An 18,054-nucleotide genomic window follows, 5' to 3' on the forward strand; every position below is an offset into this window, starting at 1 on the left:
GTGAACACCAGTCAAACTCGGAGACCGTCAGGCGCTCCCCGTACAACCTCGTTTTCCCTCGCTGACCTGTGAAGATCGCGTCCGGGTCGGTGTCCGTGTCGCTCTGACCTGGAATAAGTTACGCGAACCATCCGACAAACACCAAATCGCCAGGTCAACGGCGGTAAACGGCAGCGGAGAGGCGTCGTACGGCCGTATTCGGCCCCGGACAGCCCTCCCGGCCGGGACTGGAACGCACCCGATCAGGTCAGGGAACCCAGTACTTGGCAGCCAACTCCTCGACGAGCGGGTCGTCGTCGGCAACTTCGTCGAGCGCGGCCAGGTCTCCGTCGATCGCGACCAACCTCGGGTCGTCGCCCTCGAACTCCTCGACCGGATGCCCGCCGTTCTCGACGAGTTGCCGCAGCAGCTTCTCGCGGACACGGGTCTTCAGTGAATCGCTCACCCCTCCGAGCATGGTGCCGGCGACTGCTCTTGTCGAGGGCTCCACAGATGCTCTTACCGCGGGTCGCACAGGAGAGGGGGGCCGGCGGAGGGGCGTCACGGCCTGTCGGAACGAGAAAGGCCCCGGTGGACTGTGTCCACCGGGGCCTCTCCGAGCTGCCTGCGAGAATCGAACTCGCGACCTTTTCATTACGAGTGAAATGCTCTACCGACTGAGCTAAGGCAGCGTGCCTTTCGGCGCGTGCGAGTTTATCCTGACACCCCGCCCCCAATGCAAATCGGGCATCCGGCTACCGGTACTCGGCGCCGATCCGCGCGATGAGGGCGTCGAGCGCGAACTTGGGCTTGACGTTCCGGTCCAGCGCCTCACGGCAGTGCAGGATCGCCTCGACGCAGCGCAGCAGTCCCTCCCTGGAGGTGCGTTCCGCGAGGTCGTCGGACTGCTCTGCCATGTCCGGGTGGTTCGATGCGGCGGCCGAGCCGAACGATCGGGCCAGCGCATCCCGGTACAGACCGGCAAGATCCATCAAAGCGCGGTCGAGGGCGTCGCGTCCGGTGCGGGTCGCACGCGACTTCTGTCGACGCTCGAGATCCTTGAGGACACCGGCTGATCCGCGCAGTGCTCCCGCGGCACCCTTACCGGTGCCGCCGGCGCCGAGCGCCGTCCGCAGTTCCTCGGTCTCGCGTTCGTCGCGTGCGGTCGTCAGTTCCTTGGCTTCCTGATCGGCGGCCCGCACCAACTCCTCCGCCGCGGCATATCCGGTACCCGGACGCATCGCCGCGTGCGCGATCGCGAGGGCACGCTTGCGTCGGGCACGAGCATCCTCGTCCGTGGCCAACCGGCGCGCACGACCGACATGGCCACCACAGATCGATGCGGCCCACCCCGCGGCGGCGGCGTCGATACCGTCCCGTTCCCGCAGCACCCGGGCGATCGAGTCCGTGGACGGCGTGACCAACGGGATGTGCCGGCACCGGGACCGCAGTGTCACCGAGATGTCCTGCGGATCGACCGACGGCGCGCACAGCAGGAACACCGTCCGGTCCGGCGGCTCCTCCACCACTTTCAGCAGAGCGTTGGCGGCGCCCTCGGTGAGACGGTCGGCATCCTCGACGACGACGATCTGCCACCGGCCCGTGCTCGGGCGACGCGACGCCGTCTGCACGATCGCGCGCATCTCCGAGACCGAGATACTCAGGCCCTCCGGGACGATCCGTCGGACATCGCCGTGGGTGCCGGCCGTCGTCGTCGTACACGCCTGGCACTCACCGCAGCCGGGCACGCCGTCGGACGTGCACTGCAGTGCCGCCGCGAAGCACAGCGCCGCGACGGAACGACCGGACCCGGGCGGGCCGGTGAACAGCCACGAGTGCGTCATCCGGGATCCGGCGTCCCCGCCGCGGGCCGCCGTCGCGGCAGCCGTCAACTCCGTTTCGACGTGCCCCTGGCCGACCAGTCGTTCGAATACACCCGCCACGCGCCGAGCCTAGCGATCCGAACCGACAGCGACGACGGTCACGACTTCTTCGCCGCCGCCTTCTTCGCGACCGCCTTCTTGGCCGGAGCCTTCTTCGCTGCGGCCTTCTTCGCCGCCGCCTTCTTGGCCGGAGCCTTCTTCGCGGCGGCCTTCTTCTTCACCGGGCCGCGGGCACGACGGTCGGCCAGCAGTTCGGAGGCACGTTCGTCGGTGATCGACTCGACCTCGTCGCCCTTGCGCAGGCTCGCGTTGGTCTCACCGTCGGTGACGTACGGGCCGAAGCGACCGTCCTTGATCACCATCGGCTTGCCGGTGGCGGCGTCGTTGCCGAGTTCCCGCAGGGCTGCGGTGGCCGCGGCCTGGCGTCCACGCCGCTTGGGTTCGGCGTAGATCTTGAGCGCCTCTTCCAAGGTCACCGTGAACATCTGGTCCTCGTTCTCGAGCGAACGGGAATCCGTGCCCTTCTTCAGGTACGGCCCGTACCGGCCGTTCTGCGCGGTGATCTCTTCCTTCGACTCCGGGTCGACGCCGACGACCCGCGGCAACGACAGCAACTTGAGGGCGTCCTCGAGCGTGACGGTCGCCAGATCCATCGACTTGAGCAGCGATCCGGTGCGCGGCTTGGGGCCGGCCACCTTCTTCGCGGCCTTCTTCGCCGGCGCCTTCTTGGCAGCCTTCGTCGTGGCAGTGCCGTCGGCGGCCGTCTCGACGGGAACGACGGCAGGCTCGGGTTCGGGCGTCGGCTCGGGCAGGATCTCCGTGACGTACGGGCCGAATCGGCCCTCCTTCGCGACGATCTCGTGCCCGCTCAGCGGGTCGATACCGAGCTTGCGTCCCTCCTGCGGCGTCGAGAACAGCTTCTCCGCATATTCGGGGGTGAGTTCGTCCGGCGGCAGATCGTCGGGCAGGTTCGCCCGCTGCGAGACCAGCTCGTCCGGGTCGGCACCCTCGGCGGAATCCTGGACCATGCGCTCCAGATACGGACCGAACCGGCCGACCCGCACGTGGACCTCACGGCCCTCGGCGTCGTCGAACAGGCGGATCGAGTTGACCTCGCGGGCGTCGATGCCCTCGAGATTCTCGCCGACCATCTTCTTCAGGCCACCGGCCGCCGCGATCGAATCGTCCGCCGCCTGCGTGTCACCGAAGTAGAAGTGCGACAGCCAGTTGCCCCGCTGCTCCCGGCCACCGGCGATCTCGTCGAGATCGTCCTCCATGGCCGCCGTGAAATCGAAGTCGACCAGCCGGCCGAAGTGCGCCTCGAGCAGGCCGATCACCGCAAACGCGACCCACGCCGGCACCAGCGCGCTACCGCGCTTGTAGACGTACCCGCGGTCGAGGATCGTCTTGATGATCGACGAGTACGTCGACGGGCGGCCGATCCCGAGATCCTCGAGGGCCTTGATGAGACTGGCCTCGGTGTAGCGGGCCGGCGGATTGGTGGTGTGACCGTCCGGGTCGAGCTTCGTCGCGGTCACCCCCTGCCCCTGGGTGAGCACCGGCAGCCGCGACTCTGCGTCGTCGGACTGACCGCCGGCCTCCTCGTCGACACTCTCGACGTACGCCTTGAGGAAGCCGGGGAACGTGATCGTGCGACCCGACGCCGAGAACGTGCACTCCTCACCGGTACCGGCGGTGCCGGTGATACGCAGCGTCAACGTCGTGCCGCGCACGTCGGCCATCTGCGACGCGACCGTGCGCTGCCAGATGAGTTCGTACAGACGGTACTCGTCGTTCTCGAGACGCGAATGCAACTGGCCGGGCGTCTGGAAGACGTCACCGGCGGGACGGATCGCCTCGTGCGCCTCCTGCGCGTTCTTGACCTTGCGGGTGTACTGACGCGGCGTCGCATGGACGTACTCGGCGCCGTACAGTTCCGTGGCCTGCGCGCGGGCCGCGGCGATCGCCGACTGCGACAGCGTCGTCGAGTCGGTTCGCATGTAGGTGATGTAGCCGTTCTCGTACAGACGCTGCGCGATCCGCATGGTCCGCTCCGAGGAGAACCGCAACTTGCGGGCGGCCTCCTGCTGCAGCGTCGACGTCATGAACGGCGCATACGGCTTACGCGTGTACGGCTTGTCCTCCGCCGAGGACACGACCAGGTCGACACCTTCGAGCGACTCGGCGAGACGACGCGCGTACGCCTCGTCGATCACCGTCACACCGGTCGACTTGAGCTTGCCGTCCGGGCCGAAATCACGTCCGGCGGCGACCCGGGAGCCGTCCACCGACACGAGGCGGGCACCGAACGCGCGGGGACTGGCCGACGCCCCGGCGTCGAGGGTGGCGGAGATGTCCCAGTACTCGGCGGACCGGAACGCCATCCGCTCCCGCTCCCGCTGCACGATGACACGGGTCGCGACGGACTGGACGCGGCCAGCCGACAACCGCGGCATGACCTTCTTCCACAGAACCGGGCTGACCTCGTAACCGTAGAGACGGTCGAGGATACGGCGGGTCTCCTGCGCGTCGACCAGGTCCTGATCCAGATCACGGGTGTCGGCGGCGGCAGCGAGGATCGCCGGCTCGGTGATCTCGTGGAACACCATCCGGCGGACCGGGACCTTCGGCTTGAGCGTCTCGAGGAGATGCCAGGCGATGGCCTCGCCCTCGCGGTCGGGGTCGGTGGCCAGATAGAGCTCGTCGGCGTCCTTGAGCAGGCTCTTGAGCTCGGTGACCTTCGACTTCTTCTCGGGGCTGACGACGTACAGCGGCTCGAAGTCGCGGTCGACGTTCACGCCGAGACGCGCCCACGGCTCGCCCTTGTACTTGGCCGGCACGTCGGCGGCGCCGCGCGGAAGGTCCCGAATGTGACCGACCGACGCCTCCACCACGTAGTTCTTCCCGAGGTAGGGCGCGATCTTCTTGGCCTTCGTCGGTGACTCGACGATGACGAGGCGGCGCGTGGCAGACGCTCCGTCCGCCGTGCTCTTCTCCCGTGATGCCACCAGTCTGTCCGCACCTTTCCTGCTCGATCAGTGCCGCTGTGCACCTGATGCGAATCTCGTCTCCGCCCCGTTATACCGGGTCCGGTCAGTAACAGGGTGTCACACGCGCAAGACGGCCGCGTATGTCCGTCCCACCATGATCGGTCACGTGTGCGGCCAGTTACGGCGAGCGTCGGGATCGTCCGGTGGTTGCCCGATGTTCTCGGCGAGATGCATCAACCTGCGTCGGCCGGAGATCCGTAGTGCGGGTGCCGTCCCGTGGGCACCGATGATCGTGGGTGCGACCCCGGCCCGCATCAACGACTGCGCCAGCACGGGATGGGTGTCGGGGGCGTGCGGGTCGAGTCCGAGCGTGTACCGCTCGCCGTCGACCTCGACGCGACCGGACGCCAGCACCCACGCCCGCTGCTCGCGGGAACCCGGAATCCACCCGGCGGGCACCGCCTTGACAGCACCCCGCGTCCACCGGGCCGCCAACTCGACCAGGTCCGGCGTGTACGCGGTCCGGACGAGTGGACGCCCCTCCTCCGATCGGGTGACGTCGACGGCGATACCGGTTGCGCGCACCAGATCGGCGATCGCGGCGGCCCGCCACTCGTCGTCGACGACGATCGAGACCCGGACGCCGTCCCCCGAAACGGCCGTCTGCCCCTGGGCAGCCAGCAGTCCCGCGAGGTCGGTGACCGCGGGCGACTCCGACTCGGCGGAGAAGAACGACAACTGCGCCACGCTTGGACAGTAATCCACTGCGGTATCGAATCAGGGCCCGAAACGCATCGAAGCCCGAAACACATCAGGACCCGAAACGCACTCGGCCCCTGACACCGAACCGGTGTCAGGGGCCGAGTGAGGCAGCGGCCGCTGGGACCGGACCTGCCGTTCGTTCAGTTCGTGAACGGATCAGAGCGCGCGAACGCCGGTGGCCTGCGGGCCCTTGGTGCCCTGGCCGACCTCGAACTCCACGCGCTGGTTCTCCTCGAGGCTACGGAAGCCGTTGCCCTGGATCTCCGAGTAGTGGACGAAGACGTCAGCGGAGCCGTCCTCGGGAGCGATGAAGCCGAAGCCCTTTTCGGCGTTGAACCACTTCACAGTGCCCTGTGCCATGCTTTGTCCTTCTCTTTCTTACACCGGATTCGATGGACAACAGCACTTCTGGTCCACCGGGCCGGTTCCGACCGCTGTACTTTCTCGATTCCCCCTCAGGAACGCGCAAGCACCGCGCTCGCAACATCGATCCTGCGGGCGTTAAACGAACACAGAAGCTGCGACCAGGTCACAGTCAACCACGTCTGACGGCGGTGCGACAGTCGAAAGACGAACAAATACTGCAAACGGATGATCTTGCACGGAGTGCCACACCGGTTACCGCCCGGTACACCCCTGACCCCGACTCCACAGCACCCCTCGATATCATCGAAACCGCAGGTCCCGGGCGTGGAGAACGCATCGAACGCGGCCCGAACACTCGTCACGACAATTTTCGGAAGAGGCGCCCGTGAGTCTTTCGTCCCGGTCCCGACACCCGAACGGAAACGGGGACGACTCGTACGGACGGAACCTTCTCGATCGGGTACTGGCCGGCACGCCGCACGGCGAACGGCCGCTGACCTTCTCCGCAGACCTTCCCGCGCGCGAGTCCCGGTACGTCGAGTGGCCCGAATGGTGCGACCCCGTCGCGGTCCGGGCAATGCAGTCCGCAGGTATTCCCCGGCCGTGGAGCCATCAGGCGGAGGCGGCGTCGATCGCGGCCGGCGGCGGACACGTCGTCGTCGCGACCGGAACGGCGTCCGGGAAATCGCTCGTCTATCAACTTCCGGTACTGACCGATCTCGCCGGCGAGTCCCTCGGCACCGCCCTCTACCTGTCCCCGACGAAGGCACTCGGTGCCGACCAGTTGCGCTCGGCCGTGACCCTCACCGCGTCCGAACCCGACCTGACGGCGATCCACCCGTGCGGATTCGACGGCGACACCCCCACCGAGATCCGGCAGTGGGCGCGGGCCCACTCACGGTGGATCTTCACCAACCCGGACATGCTGCACATCGGGATCCTCCGCTCCCATCAGCGGTGGTCCCGGCTGCTGCGCAACCTGCGCTACGTGGTGGTCGACGAATGCCACTCGTACCGGGGCGTGTTCGGGTCGAACGTGGCCCTGGTGCTGCGCCGACTGCGCCGGCTCGCCGCCCGGTACGGCGCGGACCCCGTCTTCGTGCTGGCGAGCGCGACGACGTCCGACCCCGGCGCCGCGGCGTCCCGACTGGTCGGTGCCCCGTGTGCGGAGGTCACCGAGGACGGCTCCCCCCACGGCCCGCGCACGATCGCCCTGTGGGAGCCCCCTCTGCTCGAATCCGTGACCGGCGAGAACGGTGCACCGGTGCGGCGGGCCGCGGGCTCGGAAGCGTCGCGGATCATGGCCGATCTGCTGGTGGAAGGCGCCCGGACACTGACGTTCGTGCGGTCGCGGCGCGGCGCCGAACTCACCGCCGTCGGCACCCGCCGGCTCCTCGCCGAGATCGACTCCGACCTCCCCGACCGGGTGGCGGCGTACCGGGCCGGCTACCTCGCGGAGGACCGCCGCGACCTCGAGGCCGCGCTCTCCGACGGGCGTCTCCTCGGTGTCGCGACCACCAACGCGCTCGAACTGGGCGTGGACATCGCCGGTCTCGACGCCGTCGTGGTCGCCGGATTCCCCGGCACCGTCGCATCGTTCTGGCAGCAGGCCGGACGGTCCGGGCGCCGGGGCGAGGGCTCGCTGGTCGTGCTCGTCGCCCGCGACGACCCCCTCGACACGTATCTCGTGCACCACCCGTCGGCTCTGCTCGACCGTCCCGTCGAGGCGACGGTCACCGACCCGACCAACCCGTACGTGCTCGGTCCACAACTGTTGTGCGCGGCAACCGAGATGCCGCTGACCGACGCCGAGATCACCGAGCTCGAGGCCGCGGACGTCGTGGCCGCCCTGGCCGCGGACGGGCTGATCCGGCGGCGCCCCCACGGTTGGTTCGTCACCGCGGACGTCGATCCGCACGCCGCCGTCGACATCCGTGGTGGCGTCGGCGGCCAGATCGCGATCGTCGACGGTGAATCGGGGCGGCTGCTGGGGACCGTCGACGCCGGACGGGCCCCGGCCACCGTGCACCCCGGCGCCGTCCACATCCATCAGGGCGACTCGTTCGTCGTCGACCGTCTCGACCTCGACGACGGGATCGCGCTCGTCCACGCGGAGGAACCCGAGTGGACCACGTCGGCCCGCGAGACGACCGACATCACTGTCGTCGACGTCGCCGAACACTCCCGGTACAACGCCGTCGACGTCGCGCTCGTGCACGTCGAGGTGACGCATCGGGTGGTCGGCTACCTGCGGCGCCTGCCGTCCGGTGAGGTGCTCGACTCGGTGGACCTCGACATGCCCGCGCAGACACTGCGGACCCGCGCGGTGATGTACACGATCACCCCCGAACGGCTCGCCGACGCCGGGATCGACGCCGACCGCGTCCCGGGCGCACTGCACGCCGCCGAGCACGCCGCGATCGGGCTGCTCCCGCTCGTCGCGACCTGCGACCGTGGCGACATCGGCGGGGTCTCCACCGCCCAGCACCCGGACACCGGGCTGCCGACCGTGTTCGTCTACGACGGGCACCCCGGCGGCGCGGGGTTCGCCGACCGCGGGCATGCCGAGCTCGAGCGCTGGCTGGACGCGACCCGGTCGGCGATCACGTCCTGCGAATGCGCCGCCGGGTGCCCGTCGTGCGTGCACTCCCCCAAGTGCGGCAACGGCAACCATCCCCTCGACAAGGACGGGGCGGTACAGGTGCTGTCGGCGGTGCTCGACGCGGTCGCCGCCGACTGACCTCGCCCCTCCCGCTCCCCCGGTCACTCCGCCGGACCGGCGCGCGCGACCGCCCGGGCCGGCCCCGACCCGAACGGGACACCACCCGGCGTGACCTCGGTCGAGACCTGCACATCCCATCCGTCGACGACGCATCCGCTCACCTGCGCGCGCATCCGCGACACCACCGACATCGCTACCGGGCACGCCGGTTCGCCGTCCGCCAGTGCCTGCGCCGCCGCGAGCGCACCGAGGTCGGCGGCGGACTGCGCCCGGTGCCGCGCCGCGACCGCCCCACCGAGATGCAGCAGAATCGCGGTCACCGCGACGAGCCCGGCCAGCGCGAAACACGCGAACACCGTGGCACCCCCCTCGTCGTCGCGCACGATCCTCCTCATGCGGTATCCGGGCCGGGTTCCCGCGCGGCGACCGCGTCGGCCGACAACTCCACCAGCGGCAGCAGCGGTACCCGTGCCCGCACCGTCGCGACGACGAACCCACCGTCGTCCCGGAGCGTGATGTCGGCGTCGGGCGGCCCGACCCGGGTGGCGACCGCGACCGCGTCCCGATCCCCACGGGCGGCGAGGCGCGCCGCCTCCCGGGCCGCGTCGATACAGCGGATCTGCGCCGATGCCGCGACGATCGCACCGACACACAGCACCACGACGGTCACGATCGACGCGAGCGCGATGGCCGCCTCGACCGTGACCGCACCGTCGTCCCGGCGCAGGCTCCGGGTCCCGCTCACACCTTCGTCGACAGGGCCTTGTCGATGATCCCGGTGAGCGCGTCGACGATGGAGTCGCCGGTCACGACGGTGTAGAGAATCGCCCCGAACGCCGCGGCCGCGATGGTCCCGATCGCATACTCGGCGGTGCTCATTCCGTCGTCGGCGGTCGCCGCGAGCACGATCCGGGCCTGGATCTCGTGAAACTTGTCCGACCACATGATGTTCCCCTCCATTCGATTCCGGTGCGGCAGTTCCGCACCGGGGTTCCCCCTACCGGTCACAGGAGTCCTCCCGCGAGTACCCCTCCGGCCAACCCGATCACCACGGGGACGATCCCCAGACAGATGAATGCGGGCAGGAAGCACAGTCCCAGCGGGCCGCTGATGAGCACGCCGGCACGTTCCGCGGCCGCGACGGCACGGTCCTCGGCGTCCGCGCGCTGTCCCGCCGCCAACTCGGCGATCCCGCCGGACAACGCGGCACCCGACCGGGCGGAACGCCGCGCCATCCGGGCGAGCGCCTCCGTCGCCGGATCGGTGTCGGTGGCCGCCCACGCGGTGGCCGGGTCGGCGCCCAGCGCGAGCAGGTCCGCGGTGCGGCGCAGCGATTCCGACAACGGTGGCGGCGCGGACGGCGCGACTGCCGCGGCCGCGGTGGACGGCGGCAGACCCGCCTCGAGACACGCCGCGAGCAGATCGAACGTGCCCGCCACCGCCTGCGGATCGGATGCATCCGCGACCGGACCGTCGGCCGGACCACCGGGCGCCACGGCAACCGCACCGCGGAGTCGTCGACGCACCCGGATCCCGCCGGGTGCCACGAGCACGGCACCGGCGGCCAGGACCAGTTGCAGCCACATCAGCGCACCACCCCGTCGACGATCCGATCCGTCCACACCAGCCCGGACGCGACCAGCGCCGTCCCGACGACCAACAGCACGGCACCGAGCCCGCCACCGAGCAGAACCCGGATCGGCGCCGCACCCATCATCTGGCCGAGTCCGACACCGAGCAGCGGCAGACCCGCCAGGACAGCGGCGGTGGCCCTGGCACCGGACAGGCTCGCCTCCGTACGGCTCCGGAACCTCTTGCGGCCCTGCAGGTCCGTGCGCGCGGCGTGCAGCAGATCGGCGAGGGCCAGGCCGCGGTCCTCCGCGACCGTCCACGCCGTCGCGATCCGTCGCAGATCGTCGGCGACGACACTGTCCGGTACGGCGAACCCGGCGGCCGCGGAACCACCCAGTCGGGCGCGTGCCGCGGCTCCCCGGAAGGCGGCGACGGCGGCGTCAGTGCCTCCGACGGCGGCGCCGGTTCCCTTTCCGGTTCCGGCACATTCGTCGGCGGCAGTCGCGCAGGCCACGGCCGGGTGGGCGCCCACGCGCAGTTCCCCGATCACGATGTCGAGGCCCGCGAGCACGCCGTCGCAGGCTCGGTCGCGGGCCGCGGCAGCGCTGCGGCGGCGGTAGCGTCGCCGCAGTGTCGCGACGACGATGGCGGCGGCGACTGCCGGTCCGATCGCACCGGTCACGGCGAGAGGAATGCACACCAGGAAACCGAGGTCGTGCGGGACCGGTCCGTGTCGGGCCGCCCATCGGCGGACCCGGGTGTCCGGCCCCGTCGCCGGTGCACCCGGCTGGGCCGACGTGCGGAACCGGGCGCGGGCGGGATGCGCCGGTGCCGCGACGAACGCGGCCGCCAGGCAGATCAGTGCCGCCGTCATCGAGCACTCCGCGTGTCCAGCAGTTCTCGCAGCGCCCCGGCCGCCGGGCCTGCCCCCGAGTCGCGGGTCCAGGCCGGGACCACCCGCACCACACCCGACGAATCACGGTCGAGCACACCGATTTCGACGAGGCTTCGCATCCCGGACGCGTCCCGGCGCACGTGCAGGATCACCTGCACGGCGGCCGCGAGCTGGCTGTGCAGCGCACTGCGGTCCATGCCGCCGAGCGCGGCCAGGGCTTCGAGCCGCGCCGGAACCTCGCCGGGCGAGTTCGCGTGCACGGTGCCGGCGCCACCGTCGTGGCCGGTGTTGAGTGCGGTGAGCAGGTCGACGACCTCGGCTCCCCGCACCTCCCCCACGACGATCCGGTCCGGCCGCATCCGCAGGGACTGCCGCACCAGGTCGCGGACCGTGACCTCGCCGACGCCTTCGACGTTCGGTGCACGCGCCACCAACCGCACGACGTGCGGGTGGGCCGGCGCCAGTTCGGCGGCGTCCTCGACGCACACGATCCGTTCGGTCGGATCGACCCGGCCGAGCATCGCCGCGAGCACCGTCGTCTTCCCGGCCCCGGTGCCGCCGGTCACGAGGAACGCGAGCCTGGCGTGCACGATCTCGTCGAGGAGGAGGCGTACGTCGACCGGTACCGCGCCGCGTGCCACCAGGTCGTCGAGGCCGTGGGTGGCGGGTCTCAGGACTCGCAGCGATACGCACGTCCCCCCTTGTGCCACCGGTGCCAGAACGGCATGCAGCCGGATCCCGTAGTCGCCGTGGCCGATTCCGTCGAGTCGTCCGTCGACCCACGGTTGCGCGTCGTCGAGCCGCCGGCCCGCGGACAGCGCGAGTCGCTGCGCCAGCCGGCGCACCGCGGCCTCGTCCGGGAACGTCACCGCGGAGCGTTCGAGTCCGGCCCCGCGGTCGATCCACACCTCGTCGGGTGCGGTGACCAGGACGTCGGCCACCCCCGGTACCGCGAGCAACGCCTCGAGAGGGCCGGCTCCGGTGAGTTCGGTCTGCAGTGCGCGGAGCGTGTCGAGCAGGTCGACGTCGCCGAGCACCCCGCCGGACTCGGTGCGGATGGCGGCGGCGACCGTGGCCGGGGTGAGGTTCCCGTCGGCGAGCGCCAGCCGCTCCCGCACCCGTTCGAGCAGGTCGGGGGAGGCGATCGCGCTCATGCCGCCGCCCGTCCGCGCCGCGGCCGGGACGACAATACGTCGAGCACCGCACCGGCACCCGCGGCGAGGGGCGAGCGGCGGCCGAGGTCGAGTCCTCCGCGTTCGAGCATCGACGCGATCCGTGGTTCCGGCCGCACCGACGCCAGCAGCGGCACACCGAGACTCTCGGCGAGGTCACGCCCCCGCAGGCCTCCCGGCGCTGGTCCACGAATCACGATCCCCCGGTTGAGGTTTCGGTCGGCAATCCGGGCGAGTACGCATTCGGCCGCCAACCCGCCGCGGACCGTCGCGGGCACGACCACGACGACGAGATCCGCGTCGTCGAGGACCCGGTCACCGGCCGCGGACGGATGCCGCGGCACGTCGCACACGACGACCGCGCCCGTGGACCGCCCCGCGTCGACGACCGCACTCACGGCGACCGGCGTCGGCCCGACGCTGTCGCCACGGCCCCGCCCGCAGGCGAGGACACCGAGCCCGCCGGGGTGCGCCGGCAGCGCCGCGCGCAGTGCGTCGGCGGCGACCCGACCGCCTTCCACGGCGAGGCCCGGCCAGCGCAGGCCGGGCCGCCCCTCGATACCGAGCAGCAGGTCGAGTCCACCGCCGAACGGGTCGACGTCGACCAGCAGCGTCCACGCGGGGGTGTGGCCGTCGCGTTGCCGTCGCGCCGACGCGAGGGCGACGGCCGCGGCCAGGGTGGACGCTCCCGCGCCGCCGCAGCCTCCGACGACCGCGACGACGGCACCGTCCGCGACGGTGCCGACGCGGTGTTCACCGAACGCGGCCACGAGGGCCGGTTCGTCGTCGGGAATGCCGAGGACCCGGTCGGCACCGATCACCGTGGCGGTCCGCCAGTCGTCGAGTGTCGGGGTGCCGGCACAGACGAGGACGACCCGGTCGCGGCGCGGGAGCAGTTCTGCGCAGCGGCGGGCACTGTCGGCGTCGACGACGACGAGGTCCGCCGACATCCAGTCGGCCCGGCCGACCGGGTGCGACGCCTCAACGAATGTTTGGTCGGTGGCCGCCGCGATCGACCGCAGGCACGCCGCGACGCCCGGTGTACTCACGACGCCCAGCACGCCGATCCGGCCGGGCAGGTCGATGTGATCGATAGCCATGCCCCGAGCCTGCCGCCCCGAACCGCCCGGCGGCGGACGGCTTCGTCGAATGTGGATGGATTCGGGGGCTGTGGACAAATTCCGGTACACCCGTACCACTGTTGTGCGCCACAGGAACGCCTACATCATCGTCACCAGGGGAAATATGTGCCGCCGCAGTCGAACTCGGGCACGCACCGGGAGGTCGGCATCGCGTACCGGGGAGATGGACACGCCGGTACGGCAACCACGAAAAGGGAGAAGAAAGGGGACGACCCCCGCCAGGGGGGGAGGAGGCGGGGGTCGTCAGGAGTTCAGCCCCGGGGGGTCGGGCTGAACACGCCTGGATCGCGTCCAGGTGAGGTCGATACTACACCCAGATCCGGGACCGAACGCAAGTTCGGGTGGCGCAGACGACGCGGTGTCGCCGAGGGGCGCGGCGGACTCGTCGGCACCGCCGGTCACACTCACCTATCCTGGGTGCGTGACCGGGCACCCGAGTGCGTCCTTCGAACGCGGCCGTGTGGCCGCGTTCTTCGATCTGGACAAGACCGTCATCGCGAAGTCGAGTGCCCTCGCATTCAGTCGACCGTTCTTCGCGCAGGGGCTCATCACCCGCCGGTCGGTCCTGCAGGGCAGCTACGCCCAGTTCCTGTTCCTGCTCGCCGGCGCCGATCACGATCAGATGGAACGCATGCGGGCCCACCTGACGACCATGACGGCCGGGTGGGACGTCGCGCAGGTGCGCGCGATCGTCACCGAGACCCTGCACGACATCGTCGACCCGCTGATCTACGCGGAAGCCGCCGATCTCATCGCCGACCACAAGGCCCGTGGCCACGACGTGGTGATCGTGTCCGCGTCCGGCGAGGAGGTGGTGACGCCGATCGCGGCGGCCCTCGGCGCCACCTACAGCACCGCCACCCGGATGGTCGTGGAGGACGGCCGGTACACCGGCGAACTCGAGTTCTACTGCTACGGCGACGGGAAGGTCGAGGCGATGCGCGAGCTCGCCGAGCGGCACGGCTACGACCTCGATCACTGCTACGCCTACTCCGATTCGGTGACGGACCTGCCGATGCTCGCCGCGGTCGGCCATCCGACCGCGGTCAATCCCGATCGGTCGCTACGTCGGGCTGCAACCGAAAAAGGTTGGCCCGTACTTACTTTCTCGAATCCGGTGTCACTGCGCGCACGGTTGCAGACCTCACCGCGAACCACCGTCGCCGCGGGCGCGGCGGTGTTGTCGGGCGCTGCCGCGGCCGCGGCCCTCACCTACACCCTGTTGCGCCGCAAACCCTGACACCGATCCGCCGGGCGCCGAACGATTCTCTCCCACAAAGGAAAATTGGCTCTTGAAGTGGGGTGGAGCACAGGGTACAAAGGAGTTACGGAAGGCCTGAAGGCCAGGATCGATCCGGAAGAGAAGGATCGATTCCCCGCACGGACTTCCCAGCACGGGCACCAGGTACCCACGCGGAGCACAAGCCACTATAAGGGCAGAAGCGTTGTGGGCTTGCGTGACTCGGATGACTGCCGGCAAGGACCCTGCACGGGTTGCGGGGACGAACCGGCACCGCCGAGAACCACGCCGAGGCCGTTGACACACAACCCACCTTGCACGCATGGTAACCCGGAAGTCCCGCGCTAGCGGGTGGCGCTGCCGATCACGATCGGTGACGCCGCCCGCTTCGTATGCGCACCGGGCGCTGCCCGGAACCGCAAATCCTTTGCGCGGCTAACAGAAACACGAATCCGCTGCGGTCAGGGTGCCGCGGCCTCTGCGATCGACAGCGCCTCCCGCGCACCCGCCTCGAGGGCCCCGCAGCAGAGGATCACCCAACTGCCGACACCCTCCGCGGTCCCGGACGCGAATCCGGTGATGCCGTCACGGTAGGCCGGGATGCGGCGCATCCAGCTGACCTCCGGCACCCCGAGATTGTGCGGGTCGAGTCCGGTCGACGTGGCCACCAGCCGGGATGCGGCGCGGGCGACGATACCGTCGGCCACCCCGAAGGGGCGCAGGGACGCCAGTTCGCCGTGCACGATCGCCGCGAGCACCGGTGCGGGCGCCACGGTTCCACCGGTGATCAACTGCGCGAGCAGATCCAACCGCTCCCCCACCCCGGGGTCGGTGCGCGGCCGGCCGAGAACCGCGTCGTCGGCGACGAGGTCGGCGGCGGCAAGCAGGTGCAGACGGGCGAGCGCCTGCAGCGGCGCCCGTTCCCAGGTCGGCAGGATCACGGTCAGCGACTCGCCGTCGAGTGCCTGCGCGACACGCAGCGCCCCGGACAGGACGGGGTCGCCGACGGTTCCGGGTGCGGGCAGTTCGGTGGATCCGCCGTCGATGGACGCCGACGCCCGCGCGGCACGAACCGACGCCTCGGTCGCCGTCTGCGGCCAACCGCGACGGTTGGTCCGGTGCCGGTGCACCTCACCGAGTGCGTCACGTGCGCGATCCGCCGCGTCGAGCACACCGGGCAGGTCCACGAGCGGACGCAGGGGATCAGTCACGGGAACAGTCACGGCCCCGACGCTACCCGGCCGGTGCGGCCGTCCCGGATCGACCGTCCGTCGCACGGATCCGACCGATCGGCGCACGTGACGGCCACTCCCCCGGAGTGCGTACTGCGACGCCGATCACGTGTGACTACCCTCACATGTGCGACACCGTCGATACCGGAAAGAAGGCAAGCCGAGATGACGAGCAGTGCTACCGACGCCCCCGAGGTCTACCCGCCCAGTGCGGAGTTCGCGGCCACGGCGAACGCCGGCCCCGAGTTGCAGGCCGCGGCCGACCGCGACCGGCTGGCGTTCTGGGACGACCAGGCGCGACGCCTGGACTGGGCGACTCCGTGGACGGAGGTGCTCGACTGGTCCGACGCCCCCGTCGCGAAATGGTTCGTCGGCGGCCGACTGAACGTCGCCTACAACTGCGTCGACCGGCACGTGCTGGCGGGCAACGGCGACCGCGTCGCGATCCACTTCGAGGGTGAGCCCGGCGACAGCCGCAGCATCACCTACAAGGAACTGCTCGACGAAGTGTGCCGGGCGGCAAACACTTTCACCGACCTCGGCCTGGTGGCCGGTGATCGTGTCGCGGTGTACATGCCCATGATCCCCGAGGCGATCGTCACGATGCTGGCGTGTGCCCGGCTCGGCCTGACGCATTCGGTGGTCTTCGGCGGTTTCTCCGCGACCGCACTGCGCTCCCGCATCGACGACGCCGAGGCCAAGCTCGTCGTCACCGTCGACGGCCAGTGGCGGCGCGGGCAGGCGGCGCCGCTCAAGCCGTCCGCCGACGAGGCAGTCGACGGGGCCGAATCCGTTCGAAACGTCTTGGTGGTCAAGCGGACCGGTGTGGACGTCGACATGACCGCCGACCGGGACCTGTGGTGGCACGACACCGTCGAGCAGGCGTCACCGGAACACGAGGCACAGTCGTTCGACGCCGAACACCCGCTGTTCATCCTGTACACGTCCGGCACCACCGGGAAGCCCAAGGGCATCGTCCACACGTCCGGCGGCTACCTGACGCAGGCGTCGTACACGCATCACAACGTGTTCGATCACAAGCCCGGCCAGGACGTGTACTGGTGCACCGCCGACATCGGCTGGGTCACCGGGCACACCTACATCGTGTACGGGCCGCTGAGCAACGGTGCCACCCAGGTCGTCTACGAGGGCACCCCCAACTCCCCCGACGAGCACCGCCACTTCCAGATCATCGAGAAGCACGGCGTCAGCATCTACTACACGGCGCCGACACTGATCCGTACGTTCATGAAGTGGGGCCGTGAGATCCCCGACGCCCACGACCTGTCGTCGCTGCGACTGCTCGGCTCGGTGGGCGAACCGATCAACCCGGAGGCGTGGCGCTGGTACCACGACGTCATCGGCGCGGGACGCTGCCCGATCGTCGACACGTGGTGGCAGACCGAGACCGGCGCCATCATGATCTCCCCGCTGCCCGGTGTCACCGCCACCAAGCCGGGTTCGGCGATGGCACCGCTGCCCGGTATCTCCGCGAAGATCGTCGACGACTTCGGCGAGGTACTCGGGGACGGCCAGTCCGGGTATCTCGTGCTCGACCGGCCGTGGCCGTCGATGCTGCGCGGCGTGTGGGGCGACATGGACCGGTTCCGGGAAACCTACTGGTCCCGCTATTCCGAGCAGGGCTGGTACTTCGCCGGGGACGGCGCCAAGTTCGACGACGACGGCGCCCTGTGGGTACTCGGCCGCGTCGACGACGTCATGAACATCTCCGGTCACCGCATCTCCACGTCCGAGGTGGAGTCCGCGCTCGTCGGGCACACCGCGGTGGCCGAGGCGGCCGTCGTCGGCGCGTACGACGAGACGACCGGTCAGGGCATCGTCGCGTACGTGATCCTGCGGGAAGGCGCCGAAAATACCGGGGACACTCTGGTTTCCGAGCTGCGTGCACAGGTGGCCACCGAGATCTCCCCGATCGCCAAGCCCCGGCAGATCACCGTCGTACCCGAACTGCCGAAGACCCGCTCCGGCAAGATCATGCGCCGGCTGCTGCGGGACGTCGCCGAGGGCAGGGATCTGGGTGACACGTCGACGCTCGTCGATCCGAAGGTGTTCGACGCGATCCGCGGCAGGTAGCGGGC

16 protein-coding genes and 1 tRNA gene are annotated in these 18,054 nt (G+C 70.2%); 3 read left to right on the forward strand and 14 right to left on the reverse strand.

Annotated features, from left to right (window positions below; all coding sequences use genetic code 11):
• Positions 1 to 247: 247 nt before the first annotated feature.
• From E0497_RS14265 to E0497_RS14290, 6 genes are all read right to left on the reverse strand, one after another.
• Positions 248 to 445, reverse strand: coding sequence for a hypothetical protein (locus E0497_RS14265; RefSeq protein ID WP_137725464.1), 198 nt, complete (start codon positions 443 to 445; stop codon positions 248 to 250).
• A gap of 153 nt (positions 446 to 598) precedes the next feature.
• Positions 599 to 671, reverse strand: a tRNA-Thr gene (locus E0497_RS14270).
• A 63-nt stretch (positions 672 to 734) separates the two neighbouring features.
• Positions 735 to 1,922 (reverse strand): DNA polymerase III subunit delta', encoded by a 1,188-nt coding sequence (locus tag E0497_RS14275; RefSeq protein WP_137725465.1) that lies wholly within the window; start codon positions 1,920 to 1,922, stop codon positions 735 to 737.
• A 38-nt stretch (positions 1,923 to 1,960) separates the two neighbouring features.
• Complete coding sequence (gene topA / locus E0497_RS14280) at positions 1,961 to 4,870, reverse strand: type I DNA topoisomerase (RefSeq protein ID WP_137725466.1); 2,910 nt, start codon at positions 4,868 to 4,870, stop codon at positions 1,961 to 1,963.
• Between the two features lie 144 nt (positions 4,871 to 5,014).
• Positions 5,015 to 5,599: a hypothetical protein gene (locus E0497_RS14285; protein WP_137725467.1), complete on the reverse strand. Its 585-nt coding sequence runs from the start codon at positions 5,597 to 5,599 to the stop codon at positions 5,015 to 5,017.
• Positions 5,600 to 5,770: 171 nt separating this feature from the next.
• Positions 5,771 to 5,974: a cold-shock protein gene (locus E0497_RS14290; RefSeq protein ID WP_137725468.1), complete on the reverse strand. Its 204-nt coding sequence runs from the start codon at positions 5,972 to 5,974 to the stop codon at positions 5,771 to 5,773.
• 391 nt (positions 5,975 to 6,365) lie between these two features.
• On the opposite strand from E0497_RS14290, the gene E0497_RS14295 reads away from it, so the two are divergent.
• Positions 6,366 to 8,720 (forward strand): DEAD/DEAH box helicase, encoded by a 2,355-nt coding sequence (locus tag E0497_RS14295; RefSeq protein WP_137725469.1) that lies wholly within the window; start codon positions 6,366 to 6,368, stop codon positions 8,718 to 8,720.
• A 23-nt stretch (positions 8,721 to 8,743) separates the two neighbouring features.
• Here E0497_RS14295 and E0497_RS14300 read toward each other — a convergent pair whose 3' ends face one another.
• The 7 genes from E0497_RS14300 to ssd are packed head-to-tail and all read right to left on the reverse strand — an operon-like array spanning position 8,744 to position 13,441.
• Positions 8,744 to 9,085, reverse strand: a complete 342-nt coding sequence (locus E0497_RS14300; protein ID WP_241665885.1) for an Rv3654c family TadE-like protein — start codon at positions 9,083 to 9,085, stop codon at positions 8,744 to 8,746.
• 8 nt (positions 9,086 to 9,093) lie between these two features.
• Entirely contained in the window at positions 9,094 to 9,447 is a 354-nt protein-coding gene (locus E0497_RS14305; RefSeq protein WP_137725471.1) for a TadE family type IV pilus minor pilin, read from the reverse strand.
• The gene (locus E0497_RS14310) at positions 9,444 to 9,647 is read right to left on the reverse strand and encodes a DUF4244 domain-containing protein (RefSeq protein ID WP_137725472.1); all 204 of its coding nucleotides are present in this window, start codon (positions 9,645 to 9,647) and stop codon (positions 9,444 to 9,446) included. The genes E0497_RS14305 and E0497_RS14310 overlap by 4 nt, the downstream gene beginning before the upstream one ends.
• Positions 9,648 to 9,706: 59 nt before the next feature.
• Positions 9,707 to 10,288 carry a type II secretion system F family protein gene (locus E0497_RS14315; protein WP_137725473.1) on the reverse strand — a complete coding sequence of 194 codons (582 nt, stop codon included), beginning with the start codon at positions 10,286 to 10,288 and terminating at the stop codon, positions 9,707 to 9,709.
• Positions 10,288 to 11,148, reverse strand: coding sequence for a type II secretion system F family protein (locus tag E0497_RS14320; RefSeq protein WP_137725474.1), 861 nt, complete (start codon positions 11,146 to 11,148; stop codon positions 10,288 to 10,290). Before E0497_RS14320 ends, E0497_RS14315 begins: the two co-directional genes overlap by 1 nt.
• A complete protein-coding gene (locus E0497_RS14325; protein WP_137725475.1) occupies positions 11,145 to 12,323 on the reverse strand; it encodes a TadA family conjugal transfer-associated ATPase in 1,179 nt (392 codons plus the stop codon). Before E0497_RS14325 ends, E0497_RS14320 begins: the two co-directional genes overlap by 4 nt.
• Entirely contained in the window at positions 12,320 to 13,441 is a 1,122-nt protein-coding gene (gene ssd, locus E0497_RS14330) for a septum site-determining protein Ssd (protein WP_137725476.1), read from the reverse strand. The genes E0497_RS14325 and ssd overlap by 4 nt, the downstream gene beginning before the upstream one ends.
• Positions 13,442 to 13,904: 463 nt before the next feature.
• On the opposite strand from ssd, the gene E0497_RS14335 reads away from it, so the two are divergent.
• The gene (locus E0497_RS14335; RefSeq protein WP_137725477.1) at positions 13,905 to 14,723 is read left to right on the forward strand and encodes an HAD family hydrolase; all 819 of its coding nucleotides are present in this window, start codon (positions 13,905 to 13,907) and stop codon (positions 14,721 to 14,723) included.
• A 461-nt stretch (positions 14,724 to 15,184) separates the two neighbouring features.
• On the opposite strand, the gene E0497_RS14340 is transcribed toward E0497_RS14335, so the two are convergent.
• On the reverse strand, positions 15,185 to 15,934 hold the full coding sequence (locus E0497_RS14340; RefSeq protein WP_137725528.1) for a Fic family protein: 750 nt from the start codon (positions 15,932 to 15,934) through the stop codon (positions 15,185 to 15,187).
• Between the two features lie 186 nt (positions 15,935 to 16,120).
• Here E0497_RS14340 and acs point away from each other — a divergent pair, with 186 nt between their 5' ends.
• Positions 16,121 to 18,049 (forward strand): acetate--CoA ligase, encoded by a 1,929-nt coding sequence (acs, locus tag E0497_RS14345; protein WP_137725478.1) that lies wholly within the window; start codon positions 16,121 to 16,123, stop codon positions 18,047 to 18,049.
• Positions 18,050 to 18,054 lie beyond the last annotated feature (5 nt).

Source organism: Prescottella subtropica (assembly GCF_005434945.1).
GTDB lineage: Bacteria > Actinomycetota > Actinomycetes > Mycobacteriales > Mycobacteriaceae > Prescottella > Prescottella subtropica.

Excerpts from the sequence above, each read along its gene's own strand:
- E0497_RS14290 (WP_137725468.1), bottom strand. The coding sequence starts at position 5,974 with ATGGCACAGGGCACTGTGAAGTGGTTCAACGCCGAAAAGGGCTTCGGC.
- E0497_RS14310 (WP_137725472.1), bottom strand. The coding sequence starts at position 9,647 with ATGTGGTCGGACAAGTTTCACGAGATCCAGGCCCGGATCGTGCTCGCG.
- ssd (WP_137725476.1), bottom strand. The coding sequence starts at position 13,441 with ATGGCTATCGATCACATCGACCTGCCCGGCCGGATCGGCGTGCTGGGC.
- acs (WP_137725478.1), top strand. The coding sequence starts at position 16,121 with ATGACGAGCAGTGCTACCGACGCCCCCGAGGTCTACCCGCCCAGTGCG.
- E0497_RS14315 (WP_137725473.1), bottom strand. The coding sequence starts at position 10,288 with ATGTGGCTGCAACTGGTCCTGGCCGCCGGTGCCGTGCTCGTGGCACCC.
- E0497_RS14320 (WP_137725474.1), bottom strand. The coding sequence starts at position 11,148 with ATGACGGCGGCACTGATCTGCCTGGCGGCCGCGTTCGTCGCGGCACCG.
- E0497_RS14325 (WP_137725475.1), bottom strand. The coding sequence starts at position 12,323 with ATGAGCGCGATCGCCTCCCCCGACCTGCTCGAACGGGTGCGGGAGCGG.